The organism is Rhodococcus coprophilus NBRC 100603, from assembly GCF_001895045.1.
Lineage (GTDB): Bacteria > Actinomycetota > Actinomycetes > Mycobacteriales > Mycobacteriaceae > Rhodococcus > Rhodococcus coprophilus.
This window is the reverse complement of record NZ_BDAM01000001.1, coordinates 664,928-682,455: the sequence shown is the minus strand read 5'-3', so window position 1 is coordinate 682,455 and position 17,528 is coordinate 664,928. Positions and strand designations below refer to the sequence as shown.

Below are 17,528 nucleotides of genomic sequence, written 5' to 3'. Positions count from 1 at the left end.
TGAGTATCGCGGCCCGGCGGTTCGCCGTCGGGCCGCAGTCGTCCGCGACCGGCGGACGATACGAGGAACGCTCCCGGAGGTGATCTGCCCAGGGCGCGGCTCCGACGAAGTAGATGGGGAGTACCGGTGCCGGTAGCCGATGACGAGACCAATTACCTGGTGGGGCTCGATCTCCACGGACGACGCGTAGTCGTCGTGGGCGGCGGCAGCGTCGCTCAACGGCGTCTGGGCCTGCTGGTGACATCGGGCGCCGATGTGCATGTCGTGGCCCGCGCCGCGACCCCGGCGGTGGAAAGCCTGGCGACCAAGGGGCGGATCTCGCTCGAGGTCCGCGACTACCGCGACGGCGACCTCGACGGCGCCTGGTACGCGATGGCCTGCACCGACGAGCCCGCCACCAACGCCGCGATCGTCGCCGAGGCGGAACGACGCAGAATCTTCTGCGTGCGCGCCGACAGCGCGCGCCAGGGCAGCGCTGTCACACCCGCGACCACCCGGTACGACGGTCTGTCCGTAGGTGTCCTCGCCGGCGGCGACCACCGCAGGTCGGCGTCGGTGCGCACCGCGATCCGGGACGCTCTGGCCGGTGCCGCGTTGTCCGGCGTCACCGATGACGCCGCCCCGAAGCCGACCGGTGTGGCACTGGTCGGTGGTGGACCCGGCGACCCGGACCTCATCACCGTCCGGGGGCGTCGTCTGCTCGCCCGCGCGGACGTGGTGGTCGCGGATCACCTCGCCCCTCAGGAACTGCTCGCCGAACTGGACCCGCACGTCGAGGTGATCGACGCGGCCAAGCTGCCGTACGGCCGGGCGATGGCGCAACAGGTCATCAACGACACCCTGATCGACCGGGCGAAGGCCGGAAAGTTCGTCGTCCGGCTCAAAGGCGGCGACCCGTACGTGTTCGGGCGGGGCTACGAGGAGCTCGAGGCCTGCACGGCGGCCGGCATACCGGTGACCGTCGTCCCGGGCATCACCAGCGCTATCTCGGTGCCGTCGGCCGCGGGTATCCCCGTGACCCACCGTGGGGTCACTCACGAATTCGTGGTGGTGAGTGGGCACGTCGCGCCCGACCATCCCGACTCGCTCACCGACTGGGACGCGCTGGCGAAGTTGCGCGGGACTCTCGTCCTGCTGATGGCCGTCGAGCGCATCGGCGCGTTCGCCGATGTCCTGGTCGCCGGCGGCCGGCCCGCCGACAGCCCGGTGGTCGTCGTCCAGGAAGGCACTCTGGCGACCCAGAAGGTGCTCCGGACCGATCTCCGCCACGTCGCCGACCGGGTGCGGGAGGAAGGCACCCGCCCGCCCGCCATCATCGTCATCGGTCCGGTCGCCGGATTCGGTTCGGAGGGTCGGTAACGTTGGAACCCGTGCCCTACACCTCCGAAACCGCCCACGCCTCCGGCGCCGCGCGCCCCATGACGGCCCGCGCACTCGCGCTGGCCACCCTGGTCCTCAGCGGATTGCAGCTGATGGTGGTGCTCGACGGCACTGTCGCCAATCTCGCGCTCGCGCCGTTGCAGTCCGAACTCGCGTTGTCCGACGCCGGCCGGAATTGGGTCCTGACCTCGTACGCGCTCGCCTTCGGTGGGCTGATGTTGCTCGGCGGTCGCCTCGGCGACAGCTTCGGACGCAAACGCATGTTCATCGCGGGCGTCGGCCTGTTCACGTTCGCGTCGCTGCTGTGCGGGCTTGCCACCAACGAAGTGATGCTCATCGGTGCGCGCGCACTGCAGGGCGTCGGAGCGGCGATCGCCTCCCCGACCGCCCTTGCGCTCGTGGCGACGACCTTCGCCGCCGGCCCGGCCCGCAACCGGGCCATCGCGGTCTTCGCGGCGATGACCGGCGTCGGATCGATCGCAGGGCTCATTCTGGGCGGCGCGCTGACACAGGTGTCGTGGCGATGGATCTTCCTCATCAACGTCCCGATCGGCCTCGTGATCGTCGTGCTGGCCCTCGGCGCACTGCGTGAGACCTCGTCGGAGCGACTCGCCCTGGACGTTCCGGGTGCCATCCTCGCGACCCTCGGATGTACCGGAATCGTCTTCGGCCTCACCGAAGGTCCCGAACTGGGCTGGGGAAGCCCGGCCGTGATCGGTGCGCTCGTCGCCGGCGTCGTGCTGCTCGGGATCTTCCTGCTGGTCGAACGCCGCGCCGAGAACCCCCTGCTGCCCTTCGTGCTCTTCCGCAACAAGAACCGGGTCGCGACTTTCGTGGCGATCTTCTTCGCCGGTGCCGTGATGTTCAGCCTCGCGGCGTTCGTCGCCCTGTTCGTGCAGGATGTTCTCGGCTACACACCGCTGCAGGCGGGTCTCGCGTTCGTGCCGTTCGCGTTCGGTCTCGGAGGAGCCGCAGCAGCGTCGTCCAAGCTCGCCGCGCGGGTACAGCCCCGCTGGCTCGTGGTCACCGGCTCCGTCATCATGACCGCGAGCCTGCTCTACGGGTCGACGATGGACGAGACGGTGCAATACTTCCCGACCCTGTTCGTCCTGGTGCTCGTCGTCGGGTTCGGAGTGGGCCTGGCCGTTGTCCCGCTCCCGCTGTGTGCCGTTGCGGGCGTCGGTGCTCACGAGATCGGGCCGCTGTCCGCAATTGCACAGGTCGCGCAGACGCTCGGCGGACCCATCGGTCTCGCCGTCATCGGCGCGCTGGCCACCTCGAGGACGATGTCGCTCGGAGGCACCCCCGGTCCGGTCGCAGACATGACCGCCGCGCAGCTCACCGCACAGGGCGAGGGGTACATGTTCGCCCTCGTCGGGTGTGCCATCTGCGCGGCGATCGCCGGCATCGCCGCGCTGTTCATCCGGTTCACCTCCGAAGAGGTGGCCCAGGCTCAGGAAGCGGAGAAATCTGCCCAGACGCGGTGACGTCGCCGAGCCGGGATCCGGACGGCGCGCACCGCTGCGGCGGTCAGGTGAGGACGATCAGTTCCGTGGCCGAGGCGATCTCCACCCGCAGGCCGGCCTTCGACGCCACGCGCGCCAGACCCCGCACATCCGCCGGTTCGGCGCGAGTCTGCACCAGTGCGCGCGCGAGCAGCCCCTTGTGGTGCTTGTTGAAATGGCTCACGACCGTCCGGGTGCCGTCCGGCTTCTCGGTGAGGACTGTCGCGGTGACGGCCCCGGGAACCGGACCGAGTTGCTGATAGGCGCCCGAGCGTAGATCGACGACGAGATCGTCCCCGGCTTCGGCGACGAGAGCGGCGGTCAGTTCGGGTCGCCACAACGCCGCGAGAGTGCCGAATCCGGGCAGCTTCGAACCCGCCGAGAGGCGATAGGCCGGAATCGGGTCGCTCGCCCGCACCGCACCGAACAGCGCCGAGCCGACGGCGAGTCGCCGGTACGCCTTCTCCCGCTGCACCTTCGTGAAAGTAGCGGCGTCGAGGGCGTCGAACAGCACGCCGGTGTACCGCTCGAGCGCGGGGCGGGTGGGGGAGACCCACAGTTTCGCGTTGCGTTCGATTTCGTCGGCACCGTTGGCGCCCAGGCCGAGCGCACGACTCGACGCGTCGAAGTCCGCAGCGAGCCCGAGCAGCGTCTGGGCCAGCAGCTCCCGGGTCTCGGTCAACTGCGGCATGGAGAGGTCGCCGAGATCGAGCGGCGCGCCGTCGCCGCCGGCGGATTTTGTTTCGGAAGGGGGGAGAAGCACCAGCACAACAGCCCACCGTACCGAGGAGCCGGATCGGGTGGGCGGTAGGCTCCTCTACCGTGATCACTCGCATGTCGCACCTGTTCCTCCGCACTCTCCGTGACGATCCGGCCGATGCCGAGGTCCCCAGCCACAAACTGCTCGTCCGCGCCGGATACGTGCGGCGCATCGCGCCGGGTATCTACTCGTGGCTGCCGCTGGGTCTGAAGGTGCTGCGGCAGGTGGAGCGGGTGGTCCGCGAGGAGATGAACAACATCGGAGCGCAGGAGATCTCCCTTCCCGCATTGCTGCCGCGCGAGCCGTACGAGACCTCGAACCGGTGGACCGAGTACGGCGCCGGTCTGTTCCGTCTCCAGGACCGCAAGGGCAACGACCTCCTTCTCGGCCCGACGCACGAGGAACTGTTCGCGCTCACCGTCAAGGGTGAGTACAACTCGTACAAGGACTTCCCGGTCACCCTCTACCAGGTGCAGACCAAGTACCGCGACGAGGAGCGCCCGCGTGCCGGCATCCTGCGCGGCCGTGAGTTCGTGATGAAGGACTCCTACAGCTTCGACCTCACCGACGAGGGCCTCACCCAGTCGTACAAGGCACACCGCGACGCATACGAGCGGATCTTCGCTCGCCTCGGCGTGAAGTACGTGATCGTGTCCGCGACCTCGGGTGCGATGGGTGGCAGTGCGTCCGAAGAGTTCCTGGCCGAGAGCGAGGTCGGCGAGGACACGTACGTCCGCTGTGTCGAATCCGGCTACGCCGCCAACGTCGAGGCCGTCAAGACGCTCGCCCCTGCACCGATTCCGTTCGACGGACTGCCCGAGGCAGTCGTGCACGACACGCCGGACACCCCGACGATCGATTCGCTCGTCGAGGCTTCGCGACAGATCCTCGGCCGCGACGTCGACGCGTCCGAAACCCTCAAGAACATCCTCGTCAAGGTCAGGCAGCCCGGCGGGGAGTGGGAACTGGTCGGAATCGGCATCCCCGGCGACCGCGAGGTGGACGACAAGCGTCTCGAGGCGTCCTTCGAGCCGGCAGAGGTCGCGCTTCTCGACGAGACGGATTTCGCGGCCAACCCGTTCCTCGTCAAGGGGTACATCGGTCCGAAGGCACTGCTCGCCAACGGTGTGCGCTACCTCGTCGACCCCCGGGTGGTGGACGGAACGTCGTGGATCACCGGCGCGGACGAGAACGGAAAGCACGTCTTCGGGCTCGTCGCAGGACGTGACTTCGTCGCCGACGGCACTGTCGAGGCAGCCGAGGTCCGCGACGGCGACCCGTCACCCGACGGCGCCGGCCCGCTGGTGTCGGCCCGCGGCATCGAGATCGGTCACGTTTTCCAGCTCGGCCGCAAGTACACCGACGCCTTCGCCGTCGACGTGCTCAACGAGAACGGCAAGCCGGTGCGCCCCACGATGGGGTCGTACGGCGTCGGCGTGTCGAGGCTGGTGGCCGTGATCGCCGAGCAGCAGCACGACGAGAAGGGTCTGCGCTGGCCCGCCGAGGTCGCACCCTTCGATGTGCACGTGGTGATCGCGAACAAGGACGAGCAGGCTCGGACCGGTGCGGAGAACCTCGTCGAGGAGCTGTCGAACGCCGGCCTGGACGTGCTCTTCGACGATCGCAAAGCGTCTCCCGGCGTGAAGTTCAAGGATTCGGAGTTGCTCGGTATGCCCCTCGTGGTCGTGGTCGGACGCGGATTCGCCGACGGCAACGTCGAACTGCGGAACCGCATCACCGGGGAGTCGAACGAGGTGCCGGTGGGCGAAGCCGTGCGGGTCATCCTCGGACGCTGACCGCATCCCCGGTTCCGGTGCCGGTACGCCAGAATGGAACCCATGTCAGAGAACTGGAGTGCCACCGACACCTACCTCGCCGATTTCCTCGTAGGGGATGATCCCGCCCTGGACGACGCTCTCGCAGCGAACGCGGCGGCCGGGCTCCGTCCCATCGACGTGGCTCCGGTCCAGGGCAAGTTCCTTCACCTGCTCGCACGGATCCGGGGAGCTCGCCGGGTGCTCGAAATCGGGACGCTCGGCGGCTACTCCACCATCTGGCTGGCGCGTGCGGTCGGGGAATCGGGACATGTGACGACCCTCGAATACGAGCCCCGGCACGCCGAGGTCGCGCGCGGGAATCTCGACCGCGCGGGCGTCGGGGACCGCGTCGACATCCGGGTGGGCGCGGCGCTCGACACTCTGCCGGAACTCGAAGGACCGTTCGACCTGGTGTTCATCGACGCCGACAAGGAGAACAACAGCAACTACGTGCGCGAGGCGCTGCGGTTGTCGCGGCCGGGAACGGTGATCGTCGTCGACAACGTGGTCCGTGCCGGTGCGATCAGCGACCTGGACGACGACGACCCGAATGCCCGCGCTTCGCGGGAACTGGTTGCCGTGCTGGCAGCTGAGCCGCGCCTCGACGCCACGGCGTTGCAGACCGTCGGCGTCAAGGGCTGGGACGGCTTCGCGTTGGCGCTCGTCGTCGAGTAGCGCCCATCGGCGGGCAAGTGCCGCGACCTCCTCTGGGACGATCTCGCCGCCGACCGGTCGGATCCGGGTACCTGGACAGAGCCGGTCGTGCGGATCGGCGACAGTGGGATCCGCCTTTTCTCAGAGCCTCCACCATGCCGATGCTTCTGAGCGTGTACACGACCGGCCACGGCGCCGCCGCATCCCGGGAGAAGGTCAGGGCAGGCCGGGAAACGCGACCGTCGGGGGGACCCCTTCGACGACACGCCAGCGGGCAGCGCGCAGCGCGGCTTCGGTGAGCGCGTCGACAGCGTTTCCGCGGGTCGCCTCGCTGCGTGCCCGCTCGACGACCGACCGCCACGCGATCGCGGTGTCGCTTTCGATCTGCACGGCCAGACGCGCGGCTTCGATCGGCCCGGTCACCGGGAACGGAACGGTGTATCCGGGTGCGGCGACCGGCGGTGTCACACCCGCCGCCCGGAGAGCATCGATCGTGGCGTCGCGACGGGCGCGGTGCGAGGCCGCGTCGGCTGCCACCTCGTCCGACCGCGAGGAATCTGCGAACGCCGCGACGAGTCCGTACCCGAAGACGGCGGAATGTTCCGCCTCGAGAGCGTCGACGAGGGCTTGCTGCTCGGGGCCGAGCTCCGGGGAAGTCACAGCAGAACCTCCGTCTGCACGCCGCAGGCCGCGCTGATCGACGCGAGAAGCCCGGCCCGGTATCCGGTGAGGGTGCGGGCCAGGCCCGCCGAAGTGCGCTGGGACCGGACCAGGCTCTCCCGTAGCTGTTCGACCGTCGGCGGGGCACCACCGGCCGGTGCCGTGGTCGTCGAGGTACCCGATGCGGTCGGATCCGTAGTGATTCCCGCCATGCGTGCGACCTCCGAGTCCAGGGCGTCGGCGTGCGCGGTGCGCTCGTCCGCGATCACGCCGAGGGCGCCTGCGAGGCCGGGATCGAGCGCCGTGAGTGCACGGGCGGTGGCGGCGTCCTGTCGCGCGCTCGCTGCCTGCGCCAACAGCGGATCGGGCTCGGTTTCGGTGTCGTCGTCGGAGAGGCCGCATCCGGCGACTCCCAGAACACCTACCCCGCCGATCGTCGCCGAGGACCATCGCAACAGGGCTCGTCGGGACAGGGTGACACGGGTAACTGGCATCGGCACCGCACCATCGTGCCAGCAAACCCCGGAGGCGGACGACGGCGGCCTGGTCACGGCACCGCGATTTGCGCGTTACGCTTGAAGACAGCCGGTCCGGACCGTATCGGCCGGCTGTCCGCTGCGACCACAACTGAACGAGGAGCCTGCCTGCAATGCCTGTGCCGCCCCCGGAACGGATCGTCGAACTCGTATCCGATCTTCTCGCCGAAGAGGGATACGACCTCGAAGACGTGGTGGTGACCGCGGCCGGAAAACACAGCACGGTCCGACTGCTCGTCGACAGTGATTCGGGTCTCAGCCTGGACGAGGCTGCGCGCCTGAGCCGGCTCGTCTCCGAGACTTTCGACGCGGTATCGGACTTCGGGGAATCGCCCTACATGCTCGAAGTCACCAGTCCCGGCGTGGGCCGACCGCTCACCAAGGATCGGCACTGGCGGCGGGCGCAAGGACGCAAGGCGAAGCTCCAACTCGCCGAGGAGACGATCGTCGCGCGAGTCGGAGAATTGGTCGGCGACGAGATCCGTGTGGTGCTGCCAGACCGTTCCGGGCCGATAGTGCGCGCCATTCCCTTGAGCGAGATCCGCCACGCGGTGGTGGAGGTGGAGTTCTCCAAGCCGAATGCGCGAGAACTCGAACTGGCCGGGGGCCTGCCGGACGGCAGGGCTGCAGCGGGTGAGATCGCCGAGGTCACCGGCGACGGAGAAGACGAAGAAGACGAAGACGTGAACGAAACGAGGCTGGACAAGTGAATATCGAGATCGCGGCTCTGCGAATGCTGGAGTCCGAGAAGAACATCCCGTTCGAGGAGCTCATCGAGACGCTCGAGACCGCTCTGCTGACGGCGTACCGCCATGTCGACGGTCATCAGCCGCACGCCAGGGTTGCCGTCGACACCAAGACGGGTGCGATCCAGGTGCTGGCCGAGGAGCGCGACGAAGACGGCAACGTCGTCGCCGAATGGGACGACACGCCGGAGGACTTCGGCCGTATCGCGGCGACCACCGCGCGCCAGGTCATCATGCAGCGCATCCGTGACGCCGAGCACGAGCAGCGGTTCGGTGAATTCGCCACCCACGAAGGTGAGATCGTCAGCGGCGTCGTCCAGCGGGATTCCCGCGCGAACGCCCGCGGCATGGTCGTGGTCAAGATCGGCGGCGAAACTACGAGCACCGAGGGTCTGATCCCGCCCGCCGAGCAGGTCCCGGGCGAGACGTACGAGCACGGCGACCGGATCAAGTGCTACGTCGTGGGGGTTTCCCGCGGCCAGCGCGGGCCGCAGATCACGTTGTCCCGTACGCACCCGAATCTGGTCCGCAAACTGTTCGCCCTCGAGGTGCCGGAGATCGCCGACGGATCGGTGGAGATCGTGGCGGTCGCCCGCGAGTCCGGACACCGGTCGAAGATCGCCGTGCACTCGCTCGTTCCGGGCCTCAACGCCAAGGGCGCGTGCATCGGACCCATGGGGCAGCGCGTGCGCAACGTGATGCGCGAACTGGGCGAAGAAAAGATCGACATCATCGACTACGACGAGGACCCCGCGAAGTTCGTCGGGAATGCCCTGTCGCCGTCGAAGGTGGTGTCGGTCACCGTCGTCGATCCCGAGGCACGCGCCGCGCGGGTCGTCGTGCCCGATTTCCAGTTGTCTCTGGCCATCGGCAAAGAGGGGCAGAATGCGCGCCTTGCTGCGCGCCTGACCGGCTGGCGAATCGACATTCGCAGCGATGCCGCACCCGCCACAGACGAGGCCTCCGGTAACGCGCCGACAGGCAGGTAGACGTGGAATGCGGGATTCTTCGCAAAACAGCGGTAGAGTGGTCGATGGTTCAGCATGAACTGCCATCGGCCCATGGGTCGCGCACCGGACCGGTGCGTACCTGTATCGGTTGTCGGCAGCGAACGCTGGCTGCCGAGCTGCTGAGGGTCGTGGCAGACGAACACGGATCGAAAATGTTCGTCGTGGTTCCCGATCCTGGGCGCAGGCTCCCCGGTCGCGGTGCATGGCTGCATCCGACCCCGGAGTGCCTGAGTCAAGCGGTGCGGCGCCGAGCATTCGGCAGAGCACTGAAAGTATCCGGAAACCCGGATACAGCGGCGCTGGATCAGCTGGTCGGGTCCGCGGCGGCGAAATCGCAGAACGTGGCGGAGTCCGGAGATCGTCACCGGACTGCGTGACAGCGAGATCGCCGACGAGGCACCAACAGTGACATCGAACTCTGAGAAGAACAGGTACGAACACTCATGAGCACACCGTGAAGCACCAGCGATGAACGTCCATCGGAGATAACCCGAGGTCGTGCGGGCATTGGCCGGCTCGACCTCATCAGTGAGGAGAGCAGTGGCAGGCAAGGCCCGCGTGCACGAGTTGGCTAAAGAACTCGGTGTCACCAGTAAGGAACTACTCGCACGGCTCAAGGAGCAGGGCGAGTTCGTGAAATCGGCGTCTTCTACCGTCGAGCCCCCGGTTGCGCGCCGTCTGCGCGAATCGTTCGGTGGCGCGAAGGAAGACGGCGCAGCGGCCGGTAAGGCCGCTCCGACCCCCGGACCCCGCCCCGGCGGTGGACCCCGCCCGGGCCCGCGCCCGGCGGCACCTTCGCCCGCGGCTGCGGCCCCGGCACCCGAGACATCACCGGCAGAAGCCGCACCGGCAGCAGCATCGACGGCAGAGGCCACCTCGGCTCCGAGCCCGGCCGCCGCGTCGCGTCCGAAGCCCGGTGCACCCAAGCCGGCAGCCCCCAAGCCGGCTCCGGCGGCTCCGGCCCCGGCTGCAGAGGCACCCGCCGCTCCCGCTGCCCAGGCACCGGCCGCGGCGGCTCCCGAAGCGTCGGCTCCGGCCGCCGCATCGGCGCCCCAGGCACCTTCGGTCAAGCCCGGCCCCAAGCCGGCAGGCCCGCGTCCCGGCCCCAAGGCCCCGCGTGTCGGTAACAACCCCTATTCGTCCGCTCCCGCAGAGCGTCCGGCTCCGCGTCCCGGCGGCCCCCGTCCGGGTGCAGGCGGTCCTCGCCCCGCTCCCGGTCAGGGCGGTCCCCGCCCGACGCCGGGTCAGGGTCGTCCCCCCGCCGGTCAGGGCGGTCCCCGCCCGGCTCCCGGCCAGGGTGGACCCCGTCCCGCTCCCGGTCAGGGCGGTCCCCGCCCGACGCCGGGCTCTATGCCTCCTCGCCCGAACCCGGGTGCCATGCCGCAGCGTGCTGCACGTCCGGCCCCGGCCGGTCGGCCGGGTCGTCCCGGCGGTGCTCCGGGCGGTCGTCCCGGTGGCGGCGCCGGTGGTGGCGGCGGCTACCGCGGTGGTGGCGCCGGTGGCGGCGCACCCGCAGGAGCAGGTGCTCCCGGTGGCTTCCGCGGTCGTCCCGGCGGCGGTGGCGCCGGTGGTCGTGGTCGTGGCGGCGCAGCCGGTGCGTTCGGTCGTCCCGGTGGTGCTCCCCGTCGTGGCCGCAAGTCGAAGCGGCAGAAGCGGCAGGAATACGACTCGATGCAGGCGCCGTCGGTCGGCGGCGTGCGGCTGCCCCGCGGCAACGGCGAGACCATCCGTCTCGCCCGTGGCGCATCGCTCTCGGACTTCGCCGAGAAGATCGACGCGAACCCGGCAGCACTCGTGCAGGCTCTGTTCAACCTCGGTGAGATGGTCACGGCCACTCAGTCGGTGAACGACGAGACCCTCGAGCTGCTCGGCTCGGAGATGAACTACGTCGTCCAGGTCGTCTCGCCCGAGGACGAGGACCGCGAACTGCTCGAGTCGTTCGATATCCAGTACGGCGAGAACGAAGGCGGCGAGGAAGACCTCCAGCAGCGTCCGCCGGTGGTCACCGTCATGGGTCACGTCGACCACGGCAAGACCCGCCTGCTCGACACGATCCGTAAGGAGAACGTCGGCGAGGGCGAGGCCGGTGGCATCACGCAGCACATCGGTGCCTACCAGGTCATGACGCACCTCAACGGTGAAGATCGCCTCATCACCTTCATCGACACCCCGGGTCACGAGGCGTTCACCGCCATGCGTGCCCGTGGTGCGAAGTCCACCGACATCGCGATCCTCGTGGTCGCGGCGGACGACGGCGTCATGCCGCAGACGGTGGAAGCGATCAACCACGCCCAGGCGGCCGACGTGCCGATCGTGGTCGCGGTGAACAAGATCGACAAGGAGGGCGCGAACCCGGACAAGATCCGGCAGCAGCTCACCGAGTACGGCCTCGTCACCGAGGAGTACGGCGGCGACACCATGTTCGTCGACATCTCCGCGAAGCAGGGGCTGCACATCGACGAACTGCTCGAAGCGGTCCTGCTCACGGCAGATGCGTCGCTCGACCTGCGGGCGAACCCCGACATGGAGGCGCAGGGCGTCGCCATCGAGGCACACCTCGACCGCGGTCGCGGTCCGGTGGCCACGGTGCTCGTCCAGCGCGGCACCCTGCGGGTCGGCGATTCCATCGTCGCCGGCGACGCCTACGGTCGTGTCCGCCGCATGGTCGACGAGCACGGCGAGGATGTCCTCGAGGCACTCCCGTCCCGGCCCGTGCAGGTCATCGGCTTCACGTCGGTGCCCGGCGCCGGCGACAACCTGGTTGTCGTCGACGAGGACCGGATCGCCCGGCAGATCGCCGACCGGCGCAACGCCCGCAAGCGCAACGCGCTGGCAGCGAAGAGCCGCAAGCGGATCAGCCTGGAAGATCTCGATGCCGCTCTCAAGGAGCACAACGAGCTCAACCTCATCCTCAAGGGCGACAACTCCGGTACCGTCGAGGCCCTCGAAGAGGCCCTCATGGGTATCGAGATCGACGACGAGGTTCGGCTGCGGGTCATCGACCGCGGTGTCGGTGGCATCACCGAGACCAACGTCAACCTGGCAGCGGCTTCCAACGCGGTGATCATCGGCTTCAACGTTCGCGCCGAAGGCAAGGCGACGGAGCTGGCGAACCGCGAGGGCGTCGACATCCGCTACTACTCGGTCATCTACCAGGCGATCGACGAGGTGGAGAAGGCTCTCAAGGGCATGCTCAAGCCGATCTACGAGGAGGTCGAGCTCGGCCGCGCCGAGATCCGTGCGATCTTCAAGTCGTCGAAGGTCGGCAACATCGCGGGTTGCCTCGTGCAGTCCGGCATCGTCAAGCGCAACGCGAAGGCTCGTCTGCTCCGCGACAACAACGTTGTCGCCGAGACGGTCACCATCTCGTCGCTGCGACGCGAGAAGGACGATGTCACCGAGGTCCGCGAGGGCTACGAGTGTGGTTTGACGGTCACCTACTCCGACATCAAGGTCGGTGACGTGATCGAGGCGTACGAGCTTCGCGAGAAGCCGCGCGACTGACACCCCTGACGCCTGTGGCGGTGGACGATTCGTCGTTCGCCGCCACGGGCGTGTCGGGACGGCACCACCGACACCGAGGATGCGGATGTATCTGGGAGCACTCGAGCTGGACATCCTGCTCGGCGACGTGCATTCACTCAAAGAGAAGCGGTCGCACATCCGGCCGGTCCTCGCAGAGCTGCGGCGCTTCGGTGTCTCGGTGGCCGAAACCGGCGAGCACGACCTGTACCGTCGCTCGACCCTCGCTGTGGCGGTGGTCGCACCCGACTTCGAGCACGTGCGCGACATACTGGATACCTGCGAGCGACTGGTCGCACAGCGCCCCGAACTCGACCTGCTGTCCACCAGACGAAGACTGTTCGGCCCGGAGGATTGACCCGGCCGAAGGAGATCGCGGCCGCCCACCCCGGCGGCCGAGGAGAGGAACGAACGACATGGCCGATCCAGCACGGGCGCGCCGACTTGCCAAGCGCATCGCCACCATCGTGGCCACGGCGATCGATACCGAGATCAAGGATCCGCGACTCGAGTTCGTGACGATCACCGATGCGAGGGTCACCGCCGATCTGCACGACGCGACCGTCTACTACACGGTGCGAGGCGCGGACCTGGACACCGAACCGGACGTCGAGGCAGCCGCAGCCGGGCTCGAGAAGGCCAAGGGCGTCCTGCGCACCATGGTCGGCGCGGGCACAGGTGTACGTTTCACCCCGAGTCTGACCTTCGTCACCGACACCGTGCCGGACACCGCACGGCAGATGGAGGAGCTGCTTGCGCGGGCACGCGCAGCCGACGAGGACGTGGCCCGCGCCCGCGAGGGTGCAGTCCCCGCCGGCGATCCCGATCCGTACAAGGAGCCCCGTGAGCGTGACGCCGGTGACGACGCCGAGTAACGATTCGCCGAGCAACGGGCCGACGGTCCGTGCTTCCCACCCGGACGCCGCCGCGCCGGGCGCGCCCGTGGACCTGCCCGGTGCAGTGGCGCTGCTCGACGCCGCGTCGACGGTGACGGTGCTCTGCCACGTCCAGCCCGACGCCGACACTCTCGGCAGCGGGCTGGCACTCGGGCTCGCGCTCGAGCGCCGGGGTGTCGCGGTGCAGGTCGCATTCGCCGCGCCAGCCGCGGTTCCCGAGTCGATGCGTTCACTGCCGGGCGGGCATCTCGTCACGCCCGTCGAGTCGGTGCGCCGGGAGGTGGATCTCGTGGTGAGCGTCGACTGCGGCACGGTGGGGCGTCTCGGCACCCTGCGCGACCGCCTGGCCGGTGCCACGCGCACTCTCGTCATCGACCATCACGTGTCCAACACGAGATTCGGCACCGACAACCTCATCGATCCCGAGGCGGAGGCCACCGCCGTGGTGCTCACCGACCTGTTCGACGAATGGGGCGTCGCTGTCGACGCGGACCTCGCTCACTGCCTGTACGCGGGACTCGTGACGGACACCGGGTCGTTCCGCTGGGGCCGCCCGGCGTCGCATCGGATCGCCGAGCGTCTCCTCGCGACCGGTATCGACGGGGCCGCCATCACGCGTGAACTCCTCGACACCCATCCCTTCGGGTGGCTGCCGATGCTCTCGTCGGTGCTGGCTTCCGCGACCCTCGTGCCCGACGCGGTGCACGGCCGCGGCCTCGTCTACGCATTCGTTCGTCGCGCCGATTCGGCACACCTCGGTTCCGAGGAGGTCGAGAGCGTGATCGACATCGTGCGCACCACCGCGGAAGCGGAAGTCGCCGCGGTGTTCAAGGAGGTCGGGCACGAGACGTGGACGGTGTCGCTCCGGTCGAAGACCGCCGTCGATGTCGCCGCCGCCGCAACCGATCTCGGTGGCGGCGGTCACGCTTTCGCGGCCGGTTACACCGCGCACGGCACACCGGACTCGGTGGTGGCCGCCCTGCGCGGCGTTCTCGAGTGACGCCGGAACCCGCCGAGCGGGCTGTCACGCCGGAACCCGTCGAGCAGGTGGCGCCGGCGGAGATCTCCGGCCGCCGCATCCTCGGCCTCGCGTTGCCCGCGCTCGGCGTACTCGCCGCCGAGCCGTTGTATCTGCTGTTCGACATCGCAGTCGTGGGGCGTCTCGGCGCGTTGCCGCTGGCGGGCCTGGCTATCGGCGGTCTGGTGCTGGCCACGGTGAGCACTCAGCTGACATTCCTCTCGTACGGCACTACCGCGCGTTCCGCCCGCCTCCACGGTGCGGACCGGCACCACGACGCGGTCGGCGAGGGCGTTCAGGCCACCTGGCTGGCCGTCGGCGTCGGGTTGCTCATCCTGATCGCAGGGCAAGCGGCCGCCGGTCCGGTTGCGAACCTGATCGCCGGCGACGCCGAAATCGCAGCCGGGGCCGTCTCGTGGCTGCGAGTGGCCCTGTTCGGGGTGCCGCTGATCCTCATCGGTATGGCCGGCAACGGCTGGATGCGCGGCGTGCAGGACAATCTGCGGCCGCTGCGGTACGTGATCGCGGGTCTCGCCCTGTCGGCGTTGCTGTGTCCCGTGCTGGTCCACGGACTGCTCGGCGCGCCGCGCTGGGAACTCGTCGGCTCCGCGGTCGCCAACGTGATCGGGCAATCGGTCTCCGCAACGCTGTTCCTCGTTGCGTTGCTGCGGTCGGGTGTACCGCTGCGCCCCCGGACCGACGTGATCGGCGCCCAGTTACGGCTCGGCCGCGACCTCATCGCCCGCAGCCTGGCGTTCCAGGCATGCTTCCTGTCCGCCGCGGCGGTGGCAGCCCGCTTCGGTGCCGCGGCGGTCGCCGGTCACCAGGTCGTACTCCAGTTGTGGAACTTCGTCACGCTTGCGCTGGATTCGCTGGCCATCGCAGCGCAGGCGCTGGTCGGTGCCGCCCTGGGAGGTTCGGATCGCCGCGGTGCCACCCGGCTCGCGTGGCGCGTGACCACGTGGTCCGCGTTGTTCGCCGCGGGTCTCGCCGTCGTGTTCCTGCTCGGCCGTACCGTGCTGCCGGCACTGTTCACCTCGGACGCCGCGGTCATCGAGCAGATCGGCGTGGCATGGTGGTTCTTCGTGGCGATCATGCCGTTCGCCGGTGTGGTGTTCGCTCTCGACGGGGTCCTTCTCGGCGCGGGCGACGCGGCCTTCCTGCGCACGGCGACCCTGGCGTCGGCGCTGTTCGGATTCCTGCCGCTCATCTGGTGCTCTCTCGTTTTCGACTGGGGTCTGGCGGGCATCTGGACGGGGCTTACGGTGTTCATCGTGTTCCGGATGATCGCCGTGGTGGTACGCACCGTGTCGGGACGGTGGGCGGTGACGGGCGCGGACCGGCAGGTCCACGCGCACAACGAGTCGGGAGGTTAGTGCCGGTGGCAGCGAAGCTGTGGGCGATCAGCGATATCCATGTAGGCCATCGGGGCAACCGGCCGGTCACCGAGGACCTGTATCCGGAGTCGCCCGACGACTGGTTGATCGTCGCCGGCGACGTATCGGAGAAGACCGACGACATCCGCTGGGCGCTGTCGCTGTTGCGGAGCCGATTCGCCCAGGTGATCTGGGTGCCCGGCAACCACGAACTGTGGACGACGGCGAAGGACCCCGTGCAGATGCACGGCGTGGCGCGTTACGACTACCTCGTCACGATGTGCCGGGAACTCGGCGTACTCACCCCGGAGGATCCCTATCCCGTCTGGGAGGGAGAGGGAGGACCGGTCGTACTCGTCCCGATGTTCCTTCTCTACGACTACTCGTTCCTGCCCGACGGCACGACGACGAAGGCCGACGGACTTGCGCTCGCCCGCGAACGCAACGTTGTCGCGACGGACGAGTTCCTGTTGCGTCCCGACCCGTACGTCACCCGCGACACGTGGTGCAAGGCGCGGATCGATCGGACACGCGAACGGCTCGACGCTCTCGATCCCGAACTGCCGACGGTCCTGATCAATCACTTCCCGCTGGTGCGCGAACCCACCAGGATGCTGTTCTATCCGGAGTTCGCGCTGTGGTGCGGCACCACGGAGACGGCCGACTGGCACCTGCGGTACCGCGCGCTGTGCAGCGTCTACGGGCACCTGCACATCCCGCGCACGACCTATTACGACGGCGTCCGATTCGAGGAGGTGTCCGTCGGCTACCCGCGCGAATGGCAACGGCGCGGCCTGCCCGACCGGCTCCTCCGGCAGATCCTGCCGGTGCCCGAGTATCCGCCGGGAACCCTGAACAAGTGGGGCGGACACTTCACCGTGACGCCCGAGATGGAAGCCGAAGCCGAGAAGATGCGAGCAGAACGACAGAGGGAGTTGCGGTGACGGAACCGTCCGCCGGAGAACAGGTCGAGACCCATGAAGCGCTGATCTCGCGCATCGTGCCGGAGGGTGTCGCCGCCGCGGAACTCTTCTCCGACCCGCCGGGGCTGCAACCGCACCCCCAGGAGGAAGCCCTCGTCGCACGCGCAGTCGACAAGCGGCGCCGGGAGTTCGCCGGAGCCCGGCACTGCGCCCGGCTTGCGATGGCGCGCCTGGGCGTCGAACCCGGTCCCGTCATGCGCGGCGAACGGGGAGCGCCGGTGTGGCCGCGCGGACTCGTCGGCAGCCTCACCCACTGCGACGGCTACCGGGGTGCGGTGCTCGGGTACTCGCTGCAGGTGCGGTCGCTGGGGATCGACGCCGAACCGCACGACGTGCTGCCCGACGGCGTGCTGCCCGCGGTCAGTCTCGAGCCGGAGCGGGAATGGCTCGCGTCGACCGACGGTGACGTGCACTGGGACCGGGTGCTGTTCTGCGCGAAGGAAGCCACCTACAAGGCATGGTTTCCCCTCACCGGCCGCTGGCTCGGATTCGAGGATGCCCACATCACGTTCGAGCGCGAGACCACGTCCGACGCCGTGACCGGCACGTTCCATTCCCGGATCCTGGTACCCGGCGACACGCACGACGGACCGCCGGTGACCGGATTCGACGGCCGCTGGCTCGTCGCGGACGGCCTCGTTCTCACTGCGATCGCGGTGCGCTGA

At 68.9% G+C, this 17,528-nt stretch carries 17 protein-coding genes; 14 read left to right on the top strand and 3 right to left on the bottom strand.

Translation table 11 applies throughout. The annotated features are described in order from the left end of the window. The first annotated feature begins 126 nt into the window (after positions 1-126). On the top strand, positions 127-1,359 hold the full coding sequence (gene cobA / locus RDCOP1_RS03120; RefSeq protein ID WP_072698567.1) for a uroporphyrinogen-III C-methyltransferase: 1,233 nt from the start codon (positions 127-129) through the stop codon (positions 1,357-1,359). Positions 1,360-1,418: 59 nt separating this feature from the next. Then, entirely contained in the window at positions 1,419-2,867 is a 1,449-nt protein-coding gene (locus tag RDCOP1_RS03115; RefSeq protein WP_072698875.1) for an MFS transporter, read from the top strand. Positions 2,868-2,910: 43 nt separating this feature from the next. Here the strand turns inward: RDCOP1_RS03115 and yaaA are convergent, their stop codons facing one another. Continuing rightward, complete coding sequence (yaaA, locus tag RDCOP1_RS03110) at positions 2,911-3,654, bottom strand: peroxide stress protein YaaA (RefSeq protein WP_072698566.1); 744 nt, start codon at positions 3,652-3,654, stop codon at positions 2,911-2,913. A gap of 53 nt (positions 3,655-3,707) precedes the next feature. Here yaaA and RDCOP1_RS03105 point away from each other — a divergent pair, with 53 nt between their 5' ends. Together RDCOP1_RS03105 and RDCOP1_RS03100 are read left to right on the top strand one after the other, a co-directional pair. Next, entirely contained in the window at positions 3,708-5,441 is a 1,734-nt protein-coding gene (locus RDCOP1_RS03105; protein WP_072698565.1) for a proline--tRNA ligase, read from the top strand. A 42-nt stretch (positions 5,442-5,483) separates the two neighbouring features. After that, a complete protein-coding gene (locus tag RDCOP1_RS03100; RefSeq protein WP_072698564.1) occupies positions 5,484-6,137 on the top strand; it encodes an O-methyltransferase in 654 nt (217 codons plus the stop codon). A gap of 195 nt (positions 6,138-6,332) precedes the next feature. Here RDCOP1_RS03100 and RDCOP1_RS03095 read toward each other — a convergent pair whose 3' ends face one another. Then, a complete protein-coding gene (locus RDCOP1_RS03095; protein ID WP_072698563.1) occupies positions 6,333-6,776 on the bottom strand; it encodes a ferritin-like domain-containing protein in 444 nt (147 codons plus the stop codon). Next, complete coding sequence (locus tag RDCOP1_RS03090; protein ID WP_111731658.1) at positions 6,773-7,270, bottom strand: hypothetical protein; 498 nt, start codon at positions 7,268-7,270, stop codon at positions 6,773-6,775. The genes RDCOP1_RS03095 and RDCOP1_RS03090 overlap by 4 nt, the downstream gene beginning before the upstream one ends. A gap of 155 nt (positions 7,271-7,425) precedes the next feature. Here RDCOP1_RS03090 and rimP point away from each other — a divergent pair, with 155 nt between their 5' ends. The 10 genes from rimP to npt all read left to right on the top strand — a co-directional run bounded on the left by rimP (position 7,426) and on the right by npt (position 17,528). Further along, on the top strand, positions 7,426-8,022 hold the full coding sequence (rimP, locus tag RDCOP1_RS03085; protein ID WP_072698561.1) for a ribosome maturation factor RimP: 597 nt from the start codon (positions 7,426-7,428) through the stop codon (positions 8,020-8,022). After that, complete coding sequence (nusA, locus tag RDCOP1_RS03080) at positions 8,019-9,047, top strand: transcription termination factor NusA (protein ID WP_072698560.1); 1,029 nt, start codon at positions 8,019-8,021, stop codon at positions 9,045-9,047. The genes rimP and nusA overlap by 4 nt, the downstream gene beginning before the upstream one ends. A gap of 44 nt (positions 9,048-9,091) precedes the next feature. Further along, positions 9,092-9,445: a YlxR family protein gene (locus RDCOP1_RS03075; protein ID WP_072698874.1), complete on the top strand. Its 354-nt coding sequence runs from the start codon at positions 9,092-9,094 to the stop codon at positions 9,443-9,445. Positions 9,446-9,608: 163 nt separating this feature from the next. After that, positions 9,609-12,572 (top strand): translation initiation factor IF-2, encoded by a 2,964-nt coding sequence (gene infB, locus RDCOP1_RS03070; RefSeq protein ID WP_072698559.1) that lies wholly within the window; start codon positions 9,609-9,611, stop codon positions 12,570-12,572. 85 nt (positions 12,573-12,657) lie between these two features. Beyond that, a complete protein-coding gene (locus tag RDCOP1_RS03065; protein ID WP_072698873.1) occupies positions 12,658-12,948 on the top strand; it encodes a DUF503 domain-containing protein in 291 nt (96 codons plus the stop codon). A gap of 58 nt (positions 12,949-13,006) precedes the next feature. After that, a complete protein-coding gene (gene rbfA, locus RDCOP1_RS03060) occupies positions 13,007-13,465 on the top strand; it encodes a 30S ribosome-binding factor RbfA (protein ID WP_072698558.1) in 459 nt (152 codons plus the stop codon). Between the two features lie 67 nt (positions 13,466-13,532). Continuing rightward, on the top strand, positions 13,533-14,486 hold the full coding sequence (locus RDCOP1_RS03055) for a DHH family phosphoesterase (RefSeq protein ID WP_072698872.1): 954 nt from the start codon (positions 13,533-13,535) through the stop codon (positions 14,484-14,486). Positions 14,487-14,533: 47 nt separating this feature from the next. Further along, entirely contained in the window at positions 14,534-15,880 is a 1,347-nt protein-coding gene (locus RDCOP1_RS03050; protein ID WP_072698869.1) for an MATE family efflux transporter, read from the top strand. Positions 15,881-15,885: 5 nt separating this feature from the next. Beyond that, positions 15,886-16,824, top strand: a complete 939-nt coding sequence (locus RDCOP1_RS03045; protein ID WP_072698871.1) for a metallophosphoesterase family protein — start codon at positions 15,886-15,888, stop codon at positions 16,822-16,824. A gap of 41 nt (positions 16,825-16,865) precedes the next feature. Beyond that, on the top strand, positions 16,866-17,528 hold the full coding sequence (npt, locus tag RDCOP1_RS03040; protein ID WP_072698870.1) for a 4'-phosphopantetheinyl transferase Npt: 663 nt from the start codon (positions 16,866-16,868) through the stop codon (positions 17,526-17,528).